The sequence below is a fragment of the Prevotella sp. HJM029 genome (assembly GCF_000599605.1).
In the GTDB taxonomy this organism is placed as follows: Bacteria; Bacteroidota; Bacteroidia; order Bacteroidales; family Bacteroidaceae; genus Prevotella.
The window spans coordinates 30,757-49,688 of sequence record NZ_AZHT01000098.1 but is presented as its reverse complement, the minus strand read 5'-3'; the positions used below and the strand labels follow the sequence as shown (position 1 = coordinate 49,688).

Here is an 18,932-nt window from a genome sequence, read left to right as displayed (position 1 = left end):
GCGCCATATTGCGGAATAAAGTGCACTGCATTGTGACACCATTCGATAGCTTTTGTCATCCCATCTGCATGTTTTTACTTTTTATATGAGTTATTTTAAAATTCCTGTCCTAAGATGAAGTGGAACTGACTGCCACCTTTTCGATTGTTGACGTTGTCGCGATCGAAACCGTAGGCCCAGTCGATACCCATCAAGCCCACCATGGGAAGATAGATGCGTACACCGAGACCGGCACTGCGTTTCATATCAAAGGGATTGAATTTGCGGGTGTCGTCCCACGCATTTCCGGCTTCAACAAAGCCCAATCCGTAGATGGTGGTGTTGCCTAACATTAACGGATAACGCAACTCCATGGTGAAACGGTCGTAGGCATAGCCATTATAAGCGAGCGAACCATTTTCATATCCGCGCAGACCTATCGTTTCATCGGCATAGGTTGAGGAGCTTCCGCTCATGCCATCACCACCGACATAATAGGTTTCGAATGGTGATTTCTTGTATTTATTGTAGCTGCCTAAGAGGCCTAACTCCATGCGAGTCATGAGCACAAAGCACTTTTGTCCACCGCTTAATGCCGTGTATGTGCGTGCTTTAAATTTCCATTTGTGATATTCTATCCACCGATATTTCTCCTGTTGCTCGGCAGAGAAGGTTGGAGAATTGGGGTTCATAGCCAGGTGGCGATAATCCTTTTTGTTCCAAAGGCTCCAAGGTGGTGTGATGGTTACGCTGGCTGTGAAGTCGGAACCATAGCGTGGAAAGAGCGGATTATCAGTTGATGTGCGGCTCAACGAGATGCTCAAGTTGAGGTTGTTGGCTGCACCATTGCTCATGAGGAAGTAGCGCCAGTTCTTCAACTCATAGCGTTGATAGCCCAACTGAGTAGAGAGCACAAAGTAATCATCTGGCCATCGCAAGCGTTTTCCCCATCCAACGCTGACACCATAGTTGAGCATATAGGTGTCGGGGTCGAGGTAATTCTGATACAGGCTGCTACCATTATAACCATAACCATAGTTGCCATAGTAGGAACTGAGGTAGTTTTGGCGGTAGGCATCATTGTAATAGCTACTCGACACATCGGTCATCTTGCTGAAATAGCCACCAAGGCTGAACTGATTGGGTCGCTTTCCGCCGAGCCAGTTGGTGGAGTAGCTGGCGTTATAGCTTTGATAATATTTACCATTTGTTTGTGCACCAAGGCTCAACACCTCACCATCACCGATAGGCATAAAGCCTCTGCGTTCTTTATTCTTGCGGAAGAGGTTGGCCATTGAGAAGTTATTGAGTTTTAATCCCACACGACCGATGACACCTGTTTGTCCCCATCCTAAAGAGAATTCAATCTGGTCGTTGCTCTTTTGCTCGAGGTTGTAAGTGATATCAACGGTTCCATCTTCTTGATTGGGCGTTACATCGGGGTTAGAACTCTTCTCAGGATCGAAATGACCCATTGATTGTATTTCGCGCAATGAGCGCATCAGCGCCTCACGTGAGAAGAGATCGCCGGGCTTTGTGCGCAGTTCTCGCCGCACAACATTCTCATAAAGGCGCGTGTTTCCGTTGATGCGCACATGACTTAAATAGGCTTGTGGTCCTTCGGTGACACGCATTTCGAGATCAATGGAGTCGCCATCAATGTTGACTTCAGTGGGTTCGATGTGCGAAAACACGTAGCCATGGTTGTAATAGAGGTTGGAGATCGCATCATCATCCGAGCTGATGCGCTTGGTAAGGAGCTTCTGATTGTAGACATCTCCTTTCTTCATGCCAAGCATTGCATTGAGCTGTTCGGTGGGATAAACGGTATTTCCTACCCAAGTGACATTGCGCAAGTAGTAGCGTTGACCTTCTTTTACCTTTACATAGACATCAACATGCTTATCATCGGCTGTCCAAACGCTATCTTTTAAAATGGTAGCATCGCGGAAACCATTCTCATTATATTTGTCGATGAGGTTCTTTCTATCGGTTTCCCAGCGCTCGGGTGTGAATTTCTTTGCTTTTAAAAAGCTGCCCAAGGTGCCGGCTTCGTGGATTTTAGAGAATGCACCTTTTTTGAATAAGCCACCTTTTATCTGGCTCGAGGTGAGGGCTTTGTTTCCCTCAATGATGATGCGGCGCACCTTCATCTTTTGCTTTTTATCTACATTCACATCCAAGATGACTTGCCCTTTGTTGGCCACATCTTCGCGTTGTGTGATGTTGATCTCAGCATTCTTAAATCCTTTATCATCGAAATAGCGCTTGGCTAAAATCTTAGCACGGTCAATCATGTTGGGCGTTATCTGAGAACCTTTCAGCAATCCTAACTTATTTTCCATGTCGTCGCGCTCACTTTTTTTCAGTCCCGTGTAGTTAATGGTCGACACACGCGGACGTGCTTGTAGGGCAATATTGAGATAAATCTTGTTGCCAACAATCGAATCGGCTGAGATTTGCACATTGGAAAATAACCCATGTCGCCAATAGCGCTTCACGGCATTGGTGATATCGGTGCCAGGAACGGTGATTTCTTGTCCTACTTGTAGGCCGGAAATGCCCGTGAGCATGTAATCTTCATAGCCTTGTATGCCCGACACTTTGATGCCACCAATAACACAAACGCGTGGTGTCCCGGCATAAGAGATGTCGGGAAACACGATTTTGTCTTGTGCATAGAGGGCTGTGTGATAGGCAAAGCCTGCAGCTAAGATGAAAATTACTTTTCTTATATTGTTCATTATCGATACTATTTCGAAACGTTATTCTTATTTGTTCGTGGGAGCTTCGGCATCAATTTGTGCCCCTGTTTTGCCAAATCGGCGTTGACGATGTTGGTAATCTGCAATCGCTTTGTGCAGGTCTTCTTCTTTAAAGTCAGGCCAATAGGTGTCACAGAAATAGAGTTCTGAATAGGCTATTTGCCACAACAGATAGTTGCTCACACGCAGTTCGCCCCCTGTTCGAATGAGTAAATCGGGATCAGGCATGAAGTTTGTGCACAGATGTTGCGCTAAAGTCTCTTCGGTAATGGGTGGTTCAGGCCGGCCTTCTTGCCGTGCTGCCTGCTGTTCGGCTACGATTTTTTGTACAGCTCGTGTGATTTCCCAGCGCGAACTGTAACTCAATGCCACCACCATCGTCATGGTGTCGTTGTGCTTTGTGCGCTCCTCTGTCTCGTGAAGTTTCTGTCTTACGTCTTCGGGTAAGCGCGAAAGTTCGCCTATTACGCGAAAGCGCACGTTGTTCTTCATAAAGATTTCATCTTCTAAAGAGGTGAGCACTAAGCCCATGAGTGCGCTGATTTCGTCGGCAGGGCGGTTCCAATTCTCAGTTGAAAAGGTGTAGAGCGTCAAATATTTCACACCGAGGCGTGTGGCTTCAGCTGCAATCTTCTTCACCGCATCAACACCAGCTTGATGCCCATAGCGACGAGGTTGTCCTTTTTCTGCAGCCCAACGCCCATTGCCATCCATGATGATTGCAATGTGTTGTGGAATTTTTGTTCTATCTAACGACAATTCATTCATAACCATATTAATCTTTATTACACGTCGCACACTTTGCTTTGAAGCTGTAGGTGAGTGCGAATTGCAGCATCGAATAGGCATCCGTGTTCTTCAAAAGTCCGCTCGAAGGGATGCCAACGGGGTCTTTTATGCCGTCCAACTTGTCACTTGTGGCGAAGTGAATAGCCCATGAGAGTGCTGCATTGACACGCTTGTTGATTTTATATTTTACACCGATTCCGAGTGGAATGTTGGCTGTGAAAAGCTTTTTCTGTGTTCCTTTGACATAGGTTGCGCCCACACCTGCGAAGAGATAGGGTGTGAAGCGTTGGGCATGATAGTAGTCGTTGCCCGTGCCATAAGGCCAGAAATGATACTCAAAGGTGGCATGTGTGTCGACCAACGTGTGGCTAAACTGGGCTGGGTAGCTGCCCATCGTTGGCGTGTATGTGGTTGCTTGGCGCGCATTTCCTTTCAGTTGGCCGATGCCTGCGCCCCATTCTATGGCCGTATAGGGGTTGAAGTTGCGGCGCATAGACAATGTAAACAGGGGTTGTAAGCAACGGGTGAGGTTGTTGTTGTAGTCACCTAAATAGCCCAATAAGCCTATTCCGCCGCCCATCTCCATGAGATATTGGTCGTCGGTTTGTGCCGTAATGGTTGTGAACGGCAGGCTGAAAAGAAGCGTAAATAGGGTTGTTCGCACAATGAAACGATTTTATGGGTTGCGCAAGCCTGCGGTGTTGGTTTTCCACACCTTACCTGTTTTCGAGGTGATGAGCCACACATTTTGTTCATCATCGAGGGCAATGGCTGCGGCAAGTTCGTTGTTTTCGAAACCAATAGGCTTCTTTAGGTCGGCATTCTGATGCCAAGTGAGGCCTTGATCTCCACTGATGTAGAATTGTTTAAACGCTGTTTGCGTGTTGGTTCCGAGCCCTTGTCCACCGAAAGCAATCAAGTTTTCGCCGATTTTCACCACTTGCAGTTGTGCTAAGCGTGGTGCTTGCAATGTCGATTGCGCCAATCCATAGTAACTCCATGCGTGGGTTGCGGCGGCATTGTTGAGGGTAGTGCTCCAAAGTTGTGCCTGTGCGCCAGTGGAAACGCTTGTTGCAGGGTTGCCGATGAGCACAAGATTGTGCACGTTAGCATTCACTCTTGAAGCGAAAGACAGCAGGTGAAGACAGCTTTGTGGCAGGTCGTTGCTGTTGTCTTGCAGCGTTTCTGCGCTCCAGTTGACACCATCATCAGCCGAAACCAGCAGTGCTCCTGCGGCTACAGCATAGAGCTTTCCGTCGTCGTAGCCTGCGATTTGCTGCAGTGTGGGTGTGCTCATGAGCTGCCATATCTGCCCATCTGTGCTGCGATACACGCCGCCATTGCTATAAGTAAAGAGGTGTTGCCCGTCAGTTGTGAGGCTGTTGACGGCCGTTTCGCCCATCACAACGTTCATTGTTAGCTCGCTCCAGCCCGTGGGTTGGTTATTGGCTGTGGCATAAAGATGCGCCTGTCCGTTCTTAAAGCCCATGACAAAGAGACGATGATTGAGCGCTACGGCCTTCATCATCGTGAGTCCTTGCAAGGCAGAGGCAGTGTAGGCGGTGGCATTCCATGCAAATCTTCCTTCGGGATAGTGGCGCACATTCACGCGAATGGTGTAGTCGTTGTAGTCAGAACTGCCATCGGGACTATAAACACGAAACGTGCGTGGCTGTGTGAAGTCGATGGAGTCGTTGGTCGAGAAATAATTAAATTCGGTGGAACCTGCGGGCTTATAGACCACCAAGCCTTCGTTTTTGGCCGTCAGGTTGCACACCACTTTGCTCACGTCTACGCCATAGGGCAGCGAATCGGCGTTGTAAATTTCATGCCGAATCTGGTCGATATAGAAACGATAAGTCGCACCATTGAGCGTAGTGTGGGCGATAGAGTCGTTGCCATGCGTGTCGTTCACCAACTTGTTGTATTTGAGTGTGCCCACAGAAAAGGCTGTAATGGCAGCATCGTGATAGGTGATGCCAGTGTCATCGTTGCTTTTTAGGCACGAAGTCAGTGCACATAGTGTCGTGCAACATATGGTGAAGAGGAATAATTTCTGTTTCATTGCATTCTTTTCCTGATGGAAAGCCAGGAGCAAATCCTATTATTTAATGACTTTTGGCTGCAAATTTAAGTAGAATTCTGCAAATAGTGGGTGTTTTGTGTTCTTAATTATGCAAATTAAGGCTTAATCATTTGTTTTTTAAGTTTGTTTTACTAAAACGGAAAGGCTTGCCAAAGCCACCTTTGTTGCTGCTATAAAGGGTGGTGTTGCTTACGTGTAAGCAGGGCTAAATCAAGGCAAAATGGAGCGACTTACGCGTAAGTCGGCGCAAAAAGAGCAAAAATGGGCTTGCTTACGCGTAAGTCACGCTGGAAAAAATAAAAACGCTTCGACTTACGCGTAAGCAGGGTTGAAATGGCAAAAAGTGGGCTTGCTTACGCGTAAGTCGAGGCAAAACGAGCAAAAGCAGCGCGACTTACGCGTAAGTCAGCACAAAATGGCGCCATGCGAGCTACCTGATGGGTAAGCAACGTGAAAGTGTTGGTGGGCAGAGGCGGGGTGCGCTGTAACACAAGCACACATAAAAAAGGTGCACTCCCATCAAAGACGGTTGTGCACCCCATACAATAAAAGCAAATACTTTCTTCTTGTTTTCGTTGCCAAGCCTTTTATTTACGCTTCTTAGCAACGGGCTGTTTGCTGCATTCCTGCTTGTTATCGCATTTCTTTGCAGCATCCTTTCCAACGCATTCCTGCTTCTTGTCGCACTGCTTCTTTGCAGCTTCCTTCTTGCAACAAGGCTTTTCTTCAGCTTTCTTTTGGTCGCAGCAAGCCTTCTTTTCTTTGCAACAATCCTTCTTCTCGGCGCATTGCTTCTTGTCTTTAGCGCACTGTTCGGTCTTGTTTTCTTTCTTATCGGCGTTCTTTACGTTTTGTGCTGTTGCGAAACTAAATGCGGCAACCAACAGGGTTGCGCTTAAAATCATCTTCTTCATAACTTTGTTGTTTTAAAATTGATTGCTGCAAAAGTAGCGTATTCTTTCAAATTGGAGAAAGGATTTACGAAAAAGCAAACTATTTTAAACTTATTTTCGCAAAAAGCTTCGAATTAGAAACCACAGGTGCACCCCGCAAGTGGTGAGCAAACCATAGTGTGCCCGCATCACATTGAAGCGCGCTTTGAGCGATGCCCGATGATGTTTTATGCTCATGCCGCCATCCAAATAGTTGACCACAACGGCATGGATGGGGCGCAAAACGAGGCCTTTTTGCTCGGCCATTTTCATCACACGGATGCACCAATCCACGTCGGCCGAGAGGCCAAACTGCAAGCGATAGGGGACGCGTTGTGCAAGGTCTGTGCGGGCATAAAAGGCTTGATGGCACACCAACATGCCCCATTTGAAGTCGCGCCACGATAGATTTTGGGGTGGCATGAGGCGGCGATGACGCAGGAAATGCCCCGTGTTGTCCACAATATCGGTGTCGCCATAGAGCACACCGGGCAGCACTTCGCCCTCGCCAACAGCACTGGCCACTTGCTCAAGAGTGTCGGTTTGGGGAAAGGTGTCGCCGGCATTGAGAAACAACACGTAGTCGCCCGTGGCGCGTTGCAGCCCTTTGTTCATCGCGTCATAGAGTCCTTTGTCGGGTTCCGAATGGTAAACTATGCGGTGAAGTGGCTCGTGTTGCGTGCGTTGTTCGGCAATATACGCCTCGATGAGCGTGGTAGTTTGGTCGCGCGAAGCACCATCTACGAGCACATGTTCTACATGCGGATAGGTTTGTTGCGCCACACTTTCGAGGGTGCGTTGAATTTCTTTTTCGGCCTGAAACGTGCAGGTGATGATTGAAAATGTAATCATAGGTAGGGGTTTTTGTGGGTCAATGCTTGCTGATAGACTTCAATATATTGCTTAGCCACCGCCTGTTGGGAATAGTGAGTGGACACTTTGTGCAGTGCTTCGCGACGCAATTGGTCGTAATCGGCCTCGCAAAGCACCCAGCGAAGACCGCGCGCTAAGTCGTCAACGCTGCGGTATTGGGCCACATAACCATTTTGCCGATGGTCGATTTCCTCGGGAATGCCGCCCACATCAAAGCCTACACAAGGCACACCGCAGGCCATAGCTTCCATGATGGTGTTGGGAAGATTCTCGGAAAGCGAGGGCAAAACGAACACGTCGGCGGCGTTGTAGCAGTCGACCAACTGCTGGGTGTCGCTGATATAGCCGAGGTTATAAATCTCGAAGTCGAAGATATCGGCTAATTTTCCGCGTGCTTCGCCCATCACGGCGATGGCCGTTGTTTGCAGCATCTCGGGGTGCTCGGCAGCCAATTTGTGGCAGGCGTCGCAAAGATAGAAGAAACCTTTGTTGGGATTGCTCACGCGTTGGGCAGCAAACAGAATAATTTTCTTGTCTTGTGGCAGCCGCATTCGCTCGCGAGCTTGTTGTTGATTGCCAGGACGAAACACGTGGGTGTCGATGGGATTGGGAATGGCTTGTATCGTTTGATGGGCGAGGATGCCGCTCTTGCGCGCCTCGTCGGCAAGCCATTGACTGCACGTAACGATGGAAATGGGTGCGTCGTGCAGCAGCTTTTTCTTGCGTTTAAACACCCGATAGGACAGGTCGTGCCGCGAACCTCCATGCGGAAGCAGTCGGCATTGGCCGCAAGATGTGTGGAAATGTGTGCAGTCGAGCGTGACATGACAGATGCCAGTAGCAGGCCAGATGTCGTGCATCGTCCACACAACGGGCTTGCCACAGCGCAGAATTTTGCGAATGCTTTTCAGCGAGAGCATCCCCTGATTAATCCATGACAGGTGAATAATGTCGGCCGATTTGAATTCGGGTAGCGCTGTGATGTCGGCACCTGTGTTGGCGATGTCGACTTCAAAGAGATGCGTTCGGCTGAAATGTAGGTGGCAAAACACGCACCAACGCTCCCAAAGAAAGCGCAAACGATTAAGGAAAGGGTGGGGTAAAGCCGCCACGGTGATATCATCTGTCTGCTTATCACGCACGAGCATTGTGGCCTTTACACCATTATTGTTGAGAGCATCCATGAGATGATTGGCCGCCAAAGCAGCTCCTCCGATGCGCTCACTTGTGTTCACAATTAAAACTCTCATTTGCTTTTTTCTGTCTATAGCCTGCGGACGTCAATGGGTTGGCTTAGCATTTCCTTTTCTTATATATAATAAGGTGTAAGCGTTTTGCTACATGCCGCCTTGCTTATGCAAAGCAAGTGCCAACGAGCGTCATGAACATAGATGCTCAAATGGCCGAGTGCCGCCTTGCTTATGCAAAGCAAGTGCCAACGAGCGCCATGAACATAGATGCTCAAATGGCCGAGTGCCGCCTTGCTTATGCAAAGGTATAGTTTTTTCTTTCATTCCTTTCTTTGTGCAACATCTTTTCTGATTTCTCCCATGGTGTAAGTTTGTTTGTGAAGAACTCATGCTGCTGACGGAATAGTGTGTAAAGGGTGTGTGGAAAACGAATCTGAAAGCGCGCTGCGTTTATTTTGGGCTTTTCCTAAGTCTTTTTGCATTAAAACTTTTGATTTATATCAAGAAAAGACTAAAAATCGCATTGTTTCGGTGCAAACGTTTGCATGTTTCTCAGCAAACGTCTACCTTTGCATCATCAAAAGGTTAATAGATTGTTTAGGTTAGTAGTATTTAGTTTAGGTTTTAGTTATTAAAAGGTAAAGTTTAATAGATTGTTAAAAGGATAATAATGGGGACCGTGAGGTTACCATTATATTTTGAAAGAGTTTTTCTTTAAAATAAAAAAGGTCAGCATTCATTTTTGATAGCTGACCTTTTTTATTTTGTTTGTTTAATGATTTGGGCGCAATAACCATGTAAAATGCTTGTTATTACGTTGTCATTTGCATGTAATTATTGCGTAATCCAGTAGAGATTGTTTTATAGTTTTTCGCCATAACATAAGTCGCCCGCATCACCAAAGCCAGGAACAATGTATTTATGCTCATTCATGCCGGGGTCGATGGCCGCACACCAGATGGTGGTTTTCTCGTTGGGAAATGTCTTTTTGATGTGTTCAATGCCTTCGGGTGAGGCAATAACGCAGCACACATGGATTTGTTTCGGCGTGCCTTTCGTGAGAAAAGCCTTGTAGCCCAATTCCATACTGCCGCCTGTAGCCAGCATAGGGTCGGCGATAATGAGATTTTTTTCGTCGATGCTGGGCGTGGCTAAATATTCGATATGGATGCCCACTTCGTGATGTGCGGCATCCTTATATTCACGATAAGCGCTGACAAAAGCATTGCCAGCGTGGTCGAAAACGTTGAGAAACCCGTTGTGAAAGGGGAGCCCGGCGCGGAAAATGGTGGCCAAAACAATCTTGTCGGTGGGTACATTCACGGTGGAAATGCCTAAGGGTGTAGTTATTTCTTTGGGCTCATAATCCAACGTTTTGGAGAGCTCGAATGCCTCAAACTCGCCAATACGCATGATGTTGTTGCGAAAGAGAAGCCGATTTTTTTGATACTCAGCATCACGTATTTCTGCCATGTATTGATTGATGATGCTATTTTGCTCGGATAAATTTATTATTTTCATTGGTGTCTGGTAATAATTTTTGCAAAGTTAGCTATTTCTCCATGCTTTTGCAAAGTCTGTTTTGCAAATGTCTGAAGCCGTACTCGTTTTTTAAAATCTTTAACCTAAAAGGAAAAGGCTACCCCTATTTTTCATGGCTTTGTGCTTTATGATTATATATTTTTTTTCTAACTTTGCGGTCAGAATAACAAAACATTGCGATAACGAAATTATTTTCACAACTTAAATACATTATTACAAAATGGCAAAGTTTGACAAATCAGTACTCGAAAAGTACGGTATTACTGGTACAACAGAAGTGCTTTACAATCCTTCTTATGAAGTATTGTTCAACGAAGAGACAAAAGAAGGTCTCCAAGGTTATGAAGTAGGTCAGGAAACAGAACTTGGCGCTATCAACGTAAAGACTGGTATTTACACTGGACGTTCGCCTAAAGACAAGTTCATTGTAGATGATGAAACCTCTCATGATACGATTTGGTGGGACTCAGAAGAATATCATAACGACAACCATCGCGCAACAAAAGAAGCTTGGAATGCAGTGAAAGAAATTGCAAAGAAAGAGCTTTCAAACAAGCGTTTGTTTGTTGTTGATGGCTTCTGCGGTACACACAAGGACACACGTATGAAGATTCGCTTCATCGTTGAGGTAGCTTGGCAGGCACATTTCGTTACAAACATGTTCATTCGTCCAAAGGATGAAGCTGACTTTGACCAAGAACCCGACTTCATTGTTTACAATGCTTCGAAGGCAAAGGTTGAAAATTGGAAAGAGCTTGGCTTGCACTCTGAGACTTGTGTAATGTTCAATGTAACCTCAAAAGAGCAGGTTATCGTTAACACTTGGTATGGTGGTGAGATGAAGAAAGGTATGTTCTCTATGATGAACTACTTCTTGCCATTGAAGGGTATGGCTTCTATGCACTGCTCTGCAAATACCGATATGAACGGTGAGAATACCGCTATCTTCTTCGGTCTTTCAGGAACTGGTAAGACAACTCTTTCTACCGATCCAAAACGTAAGCTTATTGGTGACGACGAACACGGTTGGGATGACAAGGGTATCTTCAACTATGAAGGTGGTTGTTATGCGAAAGTTATCAACCTTGACAAAGAATCTGAGCCCGATATCTATGGTGCTATCACCCGTGATGCATTGCTTGAGAACGTTACTGTTGATGCAAATGGTAAGATTGATTTCGCAGATAAGAGCGTAACCGAGAACACTCGTGTTTCTTATCCTATCTATCACATCAAGAACATCCAGCGCCCCTTGTCACAAGGTCCTGCTGCAAAGCAAGTCATCTTCTTGTCAGCTGACGCATTTGGTGTATTGCCTCCAGTATCTATTTTGAATGCAGAGCAAACAAAATACTACTTCCTCTCTGGCTTTACTGCTAAATTAGCAGGTACAGAGCGCGGCATCACCGAGCCTACACCAACCTTCTCTGCTTGCTTCGGTCAAGCTTTCTTGGAGCTTCACCCAACCAAATATGCTGAAGAATTGGTGAAGAAGATGCAGAAGAGCGGTGCAAAAGCTTACTTAGTGAACACCGGTTGGAATGGTACTGGCAAGCGCATCTCTATCCGCGATACACGTGGAATTATCGATGCTATCCTCAACCATTCTATCGATAATGCACCAACTAAGCAGATTCCTTACTTCAACTTCACTGTTCCTACGAAGTTAGAAGGTGTTGCAACCGACATCCTTGATCCTCGCGACACTTATGCTAACGCAGCAGAATGGGAAGAGAAAGCTAAAGACTTGGCTGCTCGTTTCATCAAGAACTTCAAGAAGTACGAGACTAATGACGCTGGTAAAGCACTCGTTGCTGCTGGCCCACAGCTCTAAACTTCAAGTAATAAAACTTCAAAAGGTCTATTCATCCGCAAGGGTGGATAGACCTTTTTTCGTGCCGATGAAGCATGAGGCAGTGCGTGGAAGCGCTTCTTTTCGGTCACGAAACCACAGCAGGTAGCCCACATGTGTAGGCCGAAAACACCCAAAACCACAGGGGGTGCTCATCTGTTTTTACTGAAAATGGATGAAACCACAGGGGGTTCTCGCCCGTTTTTGATAAAAATAGGCGAAACCATAGGGTGTTTTCACTCGTTTTTATGAAAAACAATTGAGAACTGGGGGCGTCTCGTTTATTTTTGAAAAAAATAGCTGAGAACCGGGGGTGTTTCGCTCATTTTTGAGAAAAACAGTCGAAACCCCAGGGGAGTTTCGCATATTTTTAAAAGGAATAGCCGAGCCTCCTGGGGGCGTTTCGCTTGTTTTTATCCACGAAAGGATGATGAAGTCCGTGGGCATGTGTTTGACATCGAGAAAGAAAGTAAAATGCGTGAGCGTTAAAAAATAATGGAACTAAAGCGCACGAAATCATAAATAATTGCTTAATTTTGCTGTGCATTACTTAAATTCTTAACGTTTAAAACGAAACATAGCCGCCGGTGAAGCCTCCAAAGGCACATTCATTCCGCGCTATATCCAGCAACATGAAACAGAAATATGGGTTACTTTTGGCACTCTTGCTGCCTGTTTTCAGTGCCTTTGCCACATCATTTAGCAAGCAACGGCTGTGGCAATCCAACGTGACTTATGTCGGACGCACCCAGACTTTGGGCGATGGCAGCGTCAGTTATAATTGGGTGGGCACCTATTTAGAAACGCAATTCTCGGGCAATAGCATCGCTATACAGGCCTCGGCACAAGGCAAAACCTATCACAATGTGATGATTGACGGCCGGTTGGTGCGTAAGATTTTGCTGCAAGGCACGCAACCCCACCGCATTGTTTTGGCCGAAGGGCTCGGCAAAGGCTGGCACACCCTGCGCCTACAACAATGCACTGAGGGCGAACATGGGCGCACAACCATCCATGGTTTCTTGCTCAACAATGGCGAACAGTTGCGCAAATCGCCACGCAAACAGCGTTTCATCGAGTTCTATGGTGACTCCTATACCTGCGGTTATGGCACCGAAGGCACAAGCCATGACGAGCCGTTTACGTTGGAAACCGAGAATTGTAACCAGGCTTACGCCTGCATCATCGCACGCTATTTCGATGCCGATTATGCCCTTGTTGCCCACAGTGGGCGCGGCATTCTGCGTAATTATGGTGCGCCGAAAGCGCAATCCGAAGGCAACATGTTCGACAAACACAATCGCCTTTTCGATGCCGATGAAGCGCCACTCTACGACTTTTCGGCCTACAAACCCCAATTGGTGGTGGTCAATTTGGGTACCAACGACTTCTCGCCCTTGGCCATTCCGTCGCCCGAAGCCTATGTCTTGCAGTATAAAAAGCTGCTCCGAAGCTTGCGCACTCATTATGGCAACGTGTCCGTTTTCTGCATTCGTCCGCAGTCGGCTTCGCGCTATTTGCAGTTGGCTTTAGACCTCTTGGAACGCGAAACAGCCGCGGATGGCCACGTGTTTGTGAGCCATTCGATGAACAACATCATCGATGATGCCACCGATTATGGTGCCTCTTGGCATCCCAACTACCGAGGACAACGCAAGGTAGCCATGTCGCTCATTCCCCAAATAGCCCACATCATGGGCTGGGAAGCACCGCTAAAAGTGGTGGAATGACCCCTCTTTTTAACTGAAGATTTAATTTTTAGCGTTAATAATTAGAACTCATCTTCCCTTTCTCTATGCGTGATGCTTGCAGAATGGGCGATGAGTTTTTTGAATAATGCATCCTCTTTCAACACCTCTTCGCACCCGATGCAAATCATTTGCAGGCGAGCTCGTGTGAGCGCCACATTGAGTTTGCGGTCGATGATGCGCCCCCCTTCCTCAAAACTATTTGCGGTTAAGAAGTCGAGTTGGTAGCGATGTTGCACGGTGAAACTATAAATCATCACGTCGCGCTGGCTTCCTTGATAGCGTTCCACCGTGTCAATGCTGATGTTTTCGAGTGCCGGCACACCCAAAGGCTCTATCGCTTGCCTAATCATGGCAATCTGATTGCGATAGGGAACAATCACGCCAACCGTTTTATCAGCGTCGAATCGCGCGCCATAAAAGCGATGAATGCGACGCAACACCTGCGCCACGAGCTGCGCTTCATGCCAATTTACCTTGTCAGAAGCCTGCACTTCGTGGCTTTTTTTCGATGGAATAAACAGCACACGATGCTGCTTCAGCGCCTCATCTAAGGCGTCTTCAGCGGGCAGGTCGTAGGCCAATCGTTCGGCTGTTTGATGAGGAAGCGGCACGGGTTGCAGCTGTTCTTCAGCGTAAAACATGGCGTTTGGGAAGGCCGCAACAGCGGGATGCATGCGCCCTTGATAGCGCAATGTGCCCACAAAATCGGTGCGTTGGTGCTGCCGTTCGAGGGTGATGAGCCGTTCGAACAGCGCATTTCGGCAGTTTGTGAGGCCAATCTCATGGAGCAAAGGCTCGGCAACGGCCGACACTTCGGCATCTTGTTGCACCACGGCGGGCAGCTGTTTGTGGTCACCAATGAGCACAAATTTGGGCAAATGGCTCAGCAATCCCACGAGTTGCGGTTCTAAAATCTGGCTCGCTTCATCGATAATCGCCCAGTCAAACGCCTTCACATCAAAGAGAAACGCCTTGCTTTGCAGCGTGCTGGTGGTGCCCACTATGACGGCTTGTCGGCGCAATCGCTCCTGAATGGCCGACAGTTGGGGTTGCGCATCGATACATTCGCTCAACAGATGGCTGCGAAAACGCTTGTCGCAAGTGTAGGCGTTGCCGATGCGCAGATAGTCGATGGCGTTGCTTTGCAGCATCTCGCAAATCTCATCCACGGCGCGATTGGTGTAGCTCATCAGCAACACCGTCTGCTGTTTGGCCATGGCTTCGCGCACCATGAACTGCAAAGCCATGCTCGTTTTGCCCGTCCCCGGGGGGCCTACGAGCAGAAAATAGTCTTGCGCTTGAAACACTTTCTCAATCAATGTGTCGTACATGGGGTGGTAAGAGCGACTTAACCGGATGGTTTTGTCGGCTCGAGGGGTCGCCTGTCCTAACAGTAATTGGCGCAGATAGGGTGCTGTTGTGATGAAGGTGTAGAGCGATTTGAGCGCCGAAGTGGTGGTGATGTCGCTGCTACTGTGCTCCACACACCAGCATTTTCCATCCAAAGCCACGGGGTTTGCCGTCTGAATGGTTAGTCGCTGGCTGTTGATTTCGGTGAGGTTCCCTCTGAAAAGCAATGCCTTTCTCACGTCGGGCGCCTCGTTTTCGGCGTAGGAATAGAGATAAACCAAGTCGCCTAAGCGGAAATTGGGCAGAAAGTTCTCGCCCTGCTGCGGCACGTTAAATGTGAGGATATCGTAGCCATGCATCGGTTTGCTCTTGCGTTTCTCGGCCAAAGTGAGATCGGTATAAATCTCGCCGGCCTCTTTTTTGGCAGCCAAAGGCATATTCCACAGGTCGGAAACACTGTGGGTGATGCCCTCTTTCGCACCCACTTTCGCCGCTAATTGCTCGCTGAAAACAAACGAAACCATGCGCTCAAAATAGGCCTTTTCCAATGGGTTTAGGGCATGAAGTGGCGCAATAATGCCGTTGAGTTGAGGTGCTATCCATTGTTTGAAGAAGGGCGTTTCGAGCTTTTTCTCATTGAGCATGTCGACCGAAAGCGTCTCGATGATGCCTTGAAATCCCTGTTTGCCAAAGCGATATTCATGGGCTACGATGCGGTTTCTCAGTGCAATGGCCTCGCGAAACAGCTTTTGATAGAAGTTGACGGCCACCAAACCGCCCGGCAAGGGATATTTGGAATAGAGCAAACGCATGGCGATATGCTGTGTCGACACGTTGAAATTCTGCCGCAAAACGCCGTAATAAAGCAACAGCTGCACGTAGTGATTCTCCAACTGGTAGCTGCCAAATGAGTTGGGTTGTTGGCGCTGAAGGTTGAAATTGTTACCCGATTTCTGCTCCACCAACAGTTTGAAATCGGTGGTCATCAGGTCGACACGGCCTTGCAATCCCAAGGCTTCGCATACAAAAGAGGGTTCTAAAACGGCTTTATTGCGATTGTAAACGGCCTCGCCGGTCGGTGCTGTTGTCTGAGAAAGTGGTGCATCGAAGAGCGCTTTTACAATGCTTTCGATGTGTTGTGTCTGCTGAATAGCGGCCGTTTTGAAGTCTTCTTTCTGATTGAAATCCTTGCAGGCGCAATAGGCTAAGGCCTGCTCTTTGAAACTTTTCTTCAAGGTTTTCTGCCAATGGTAGTCGCCTTTTTGGTTGATAATGTCGTCGAGTGCCGCTCCCGCAAAGTAGCCTAAGAGGATGGGTTGATTGATGAATGAGGGTTCGAAAGCATGCAACAAATAGGCAAAAGGATGGTGGCCATAGTCGGTGAAGCAATGGGCAATGCTGCTGATGTCGACGAGAAAGTCGGGTTCGAACACGATGATGGCGGCCTCATGCGCGGTGTTTACGTCGATGAGGTTGAGCTGATGGCCGACCTGAACGATGTCAAGAAGATAATGCTGGTGGGGTTGTAGCTTCACAGTGAACGGGTTTTCGTGCACCGTTTGGTCTATCAACAAGGTGATGCTGTCGGCCGACACGCGTTGCACAATGCCGCGCATGTAGCGATAATCAATGTGGGTGGCCGTGATAGGGGTGGCCTCTCGCTCGGGCAATAAGCCTACTAACGTGTTGGGAATGGGCGTTTTAAAGGCTGCCGAAACCAGCAAAGCCAAGGCGCGAAGGGTCTGTAAACGTTCTTCACGCGTTAGCTTTTCGCTGCGATTGCTCACCCTTCTCATGTGCTGAATGGCGTGGGTGTCGGCCGCAGTGCAATGGGCTTTTTGGCAAATGTAGTCGACTTGTGCAAAGAGATTGCCAAAGATGAGCGGACTATCGGCCAAGGCTGTCTGACAAACGAGCACCAAAGTGTCGTGCAAAGGTTGTTGTATCGGCGTGGTCTCGGGTGTGTGAACCATGTCGACAATGCGCTGAAAGAGTTCGTCGCTCGTGGTGAAATGCGCCATGAACTATGCGTTTTTCTCCCAGTCGAGGAGCTGTTGTTTGAGCGTTTTCCCCCAATGATATTCGCCCAACGTGCCGTCTTTGTGGATTACTCTGTGGCAAGGGACGAGCATTGCCACGCGATTTTGCGCCACAGCCGAGGCCACTGCGCGAATGGCTTTGGGCTCACCGGCGCGCAAAGCCAGCGCTTCATAGGACAGCGTCTCGCCACGTTGGGTTTGCATAAGCGTTTGCCACACCTTGCGTTGAAAGGGCGTTCCTTGCAAATCGAGTGTCAAAGGGTGGTCGTAACCCTCAAAGATGACACGCCTTACCGTGTCGGCCATCACGTTGTTTTGCGTGGTTGGCGTATAGGTTCCCCAATGGGTTGCCAACTCTTTGATGACTGCTGCGCGGTTCCAACTAAGGAAAGCGACATCGCAAATGCCAACGATGGTGCGGGCAACGATGATGGTTCCGAAGGGCGTTTCGGTGAAGCCATAAACGATTTCGTTGTTCATTGTCGAGAAATGTGGATGAGATGGTGATGAAATGTGGTGCATTTTACGCTGCAAAGTAGCGCTGATTGTGGGCAAATTTCATGCAGATTGTGGCCACAGGGGATGTTACTTGTGCATGCAAGAGGGTAGGAGTGCTGCCGTTGTGTTGATGGGTTTAATGGTAGCGGGTGCTCATTGTCCGCCCAAACGTTCGAAAAAGGTGATGATTTCTTCCCACGTCTTGAACTCGTCGCTACCCCATTGCACCACCGTTCCCATGAAATTGGGGATGGCATAGGGCGTAATGAAATAGTCGCCATAGAGCAGTTGCGGCTGATTGCAGAAGATAAGGCGGTTGAAAGCGGGCGTGGAGAGGAAGTCTTCTACCCAGGTTTGCACCGCGTTGAGATAGGGATGGTTGTCGGTAGGCGCAGGCGCTACGACATAAACCTGATAGTTCTCCAACAGCAGCTCATAGGCTTTGTGCATGCTGCTGGTGGCTTTTCCATAGGCATCATGCAAGGCATCGTAATGCAGATACACGATAGGTCGCTCGGTATTGTTTTGCCGATCGTCAATCCATCTGATGACAGGAATGAGGGCATGCAGCGCAATCTTGTCGGTGAGTCGGTGTGCACCATGGAAATAAATGGCGTTGGGATAGTGGGCATGAAACACATCATAGGTGTGCACCACGGGGTCTTCGTCGCCAAAGAGCCCGTAAACACGTTGTCGATCGGCCTCGTCCAAGCCTTCAAAACAGTGGGTGGTGCAGTCTTTATAGGTCTTGATGAGGCCCTTGGTGACCATCAACTCCTGCACTTTGTCTTGTCGAGGATTTTGAAATTCCTGCCGTCCCATCATGCTACTCATCGTGTCACCCATCTCGAAAGCGGGGTTCACCACAATGCGATCCACGCCTCTTAGCATCTCAGTATACATGCCTCCCATCGACGTTCCGATGATGAGTTGGGGTTGATGTTGTGCCACCAACTCGCGCAATAGTTGCATAGCGGCCTCTGGATCTACGGGCAAATCCTCGGCGATGATGGTCGCTTGGGGCATGAGCTCGCGCAACATCTTCACCGTTCCGCTTTGTGCTGACGACAGAAAGCCATGCACATACATCACTGTTTTGCCCGCCATGAGCTGCGGAAACTGCTTTATATACGGATTTTCCATTGTTAATTGCCTTATAATATTGTTCCTACAAAGCTACAAAAAAATAGAACGACGGCCAAAAAGGCATTCTAATTTTGTATCAAGATGTGCAAAACCATAAAAAAACAGGATGTATTTCACAATACATCCTGCCATAAACTAAT

General features: G+C 48.0%; 13 protein-coding genes. 2 read left to right on the top strand and 11 right to left on the bottom strand.

The features are described 5' to 3' along the window. Positions 1–95 precede the first annotated feature (95 nt). The 8 genes from X919_RS0105725 to upp all read right to left on the bottom strand — a co-directional run bounded on the left by X919_RS0105725 (position 96) and on the right by upp (position 10,135). Entirely contained in the window at positions 96–2,723 is a 2,628-nt protein-coding gene (locus X919_RS0105725; RefSeq protein ID WP_028899361.1) for a BamA/OMP85 family outer membrane protein, read from the bottom strand. 27 nt (positions 2,724–2,750) lie between these two features. Next, positions 2,751–3,512 carry an isoprenyl transferase gene (locus tag X919_RS0105720; protein WP_028899360.1) on the bottom strand — a complete coding sequence of 254 codons (762 nt, stop codon included), beginning with the start codon at positions 3,510–3,512 and terminating at the stop codon, positions 2,751–2,753. 7 nt (positions 3,513–3,519) lie between these two features. Then, on the bottom strand, positions 3,520–4,197 hold the full coding sequence (locus X919_RS0105715; protein WP_051502442.1) for a type IX secretion system protein PorG: 678 nt from the start codon (positions 4,195–4,197) through the stop codon (positions 3,520–3,522). A 12-nt stretch (positions 4,198–4,209) separates the two neighbouring features. Further along, entirely contained in the window at positions 4,210–5,598 is a 1,389-nt protein-coding gene (locus tag X919_RS0105710; RefSeq protein ID WP_028899358.1) for a DUF6242 domain-containing protein, read from the bottom strand. A gap of 608 nt (positions 5,599–6,206) precedes the next feature. After that, positions 6,207–6,533 carry a hypothetical protein gene (locus X919_RS14900; RefSeq protein WP_036917237.1) on the bottom strand — a complete coding sequence of 109 codons (327 nt, stop codon included), beginning with the start codon at positions 6,531–6,533 and terminating at the stop codon, positions 6,207–6,209. A gap of 90 nt (positions 6,534–6,623) precedes the next feature. After that, positions 6,624–7,403 carry a glycosyltransferase family 2 protein gene (locus X919_RS0105700; RefSeq protein ID WP_028899357.1) on the bottom strand — a complete coding sequence of 260 codons (780 nt, stop codon included), beginning with the start codon at positions 7,401–7,403 and terminating at the stop codon, positions 6,624–6,626. Next, positions 7,400–8,674 carry a glycosyltransferase family 4 protein gene (locus X919_RS0105695; RefSeq protein WP_028899356.1) on the bottom strand — a complete coding sequence of 425 codons (1,275 nt, stop codon included), beginning with the start codon at positions 8,672–8,674 and terminating at the stop codon, positions 7,400–7,402. Before X919_RS0105695 ends, X919_RS0105700 begins: the two co-directional genes overlap by 4 nt. 801 nt (positions 8,675–9,475) lie before the next feature. Further along, entirely contained in the window at positions 9,476–10,135 is a 660-nt protein-coding gene (upp, locus tag X919_RS0105685; protein ID WP_028899355.1) for a uracil phosphoribosyltransferase, read from the bottom strand. Between the two features lie 241 nt (positions 10,136–10,376). Between upp and pckA the strand changes: the two genes are divergently transcribed. Together pckA and X919_RS0105675 are read left to right on the top strand one after the other, a co-directional pair. Continuing rightward, positions 10,377–11,990: a phosphoenolpyruvate carboxykinase (ATP) gene (gene pckA, locus X919_RS0105680; protein ID WP_028899354.1), complete on the top strand. Its 1,614-nt coding sequence runs from the start codon at positions 10,377–10,379 to the stop codon at positions 11,988–11,990. Positions 11,991–12,640: 650 nt separating this feature from the next. Next, entirely contained in the window at positions 12,641–13,738 is a 1,098-nt protein-coding gene (locus X919_RS0105675) for an SGNH/GDSL hydrolase family protein (protein ID WP_028899353.1), read from the top strand. A gap of 41 nt (positions 13,739–13,779) precedes the next feature. Here the strand turns inward: X919_RS0105675 and X919_RS0105670 are convergent, their stop codons facing one another. From X919_RS0105670 to X919_RS0105660, 3 genes are all read right to left on the bottom strand, one after another. Next, positions 13,780–17,130: an AAA domain-containing protein gene (locus X919_RS0105670; protein WP_028899352.1), complete on the bottom strand. Its 3,351-nt coding sequence runs from the start codon at positions 17,128–17,130 to the stop codon at positions 13,780–13,782. A 3-nt stretch (positions 17,131–17,133) separates the two neighbouring features. Beyond that, entirely contained in the window at positions 17,134–17,628 is a 495-nt protein-coding gene (locus X919_RS0105665; RefSeq protein WP_025069824.1) for a methylated-DNA--[protein]-cysteine S-methyltransferase, read from the bottom strand. A 171-nt stretch (positions 17,629–17,799) separates the two neighbouring features. Continuing rightward, a complete protein-coding gene (locus X919_RS0105660; protein WP_028899351.1) occupies positions 17,800–18,789 on the bottom strand; it encodes a YqiA/YcfP family alpha/beta fold hydrolase in 990 nt (329 codons plus the stop codon). Positions 18,790–18,932 lie beyond the last annotated feature (143 nt).

Coding starts and splice junctions, on each gene's coding strand:
- X919_RS0105660 (WP_028899351.1), bottom strand. CDS start 18,789: ATGGAAAATCCGTATATAAAGCAGTTTCCGCAGCTCATGGCGGGCAAA.
- X919_RS0105700 (WP_028899357.1), bottom strand. CDS start 7,403: ATGATTACATTTTCAATCATCACCTGCACGTTTCAGGCCGAAAAAGAA.
- X919_RS0105665 (WP_025069824.1), bottom strand. CDS start 17,628: ATGAACAACGAAATCGTTTATGGCTTCACCGAAACGCCCTTCGGAACC.
- pckA (WP_028899354.1), top strand. CDS start 10,377: ATGGCAAAGTTTGACAAATCAGTACTCGAAAAGTACGGTATTACTGGT.
- X919_RS0105710 (WP_028899358.1), bottom strand. CDS start 5,598: ATGAAACAGAAATTATTCCTCTTCACCATATGTTGCACGACACTATGT.
- X919_RS0105670 (WP_028899352.1), bottom strand. CDS start 17,130: ATGGCGCATTTCACCACGAGCGACGAACTCTTTCAGCGCATTGTCGAC.
- X919_RS0105720 (WP_028899360.1), bottom strand. CDS start 3,512: ATGAATGAATTGTCGTTAGATAGAACAAAAATTCCACAACACATTGCA.
- X919_RS0105695 (WP_028899356.1), bottom strand. CDS start 8,674: ATGAGAGTTTTAATTGTGAACACAAGTGAGCGCATCGGAGGAGCTGCT.
- X919_RS0105725 (WP_028899361.1), bottom strand. CDS start 2,723: ATGAACAATATAAGAAAAGTAATTTTCATCTTAGCTGCAGGCTTTGCC.
- X919_RS0105675 (WP_028899353.1), top strand. CDS start 12,641: ATGAAACAGAAATATGGGTTACTTTTGGCACTCTTGCTGCCTGTTTTC.
- upp (WP_028899355.1), bottom strand. CDS start 10,135: ATGAAAATAATAAATTTATCCGAGCAAAATAGCATCATCAATCAATAC.
- X919_RS14900 (WP_036917237.1), bottom strand. CDS start 6,533: ATGAAGAAGATGATTTTAAGCGCAACCCTGTTGGTTGCCGCATTTAGT.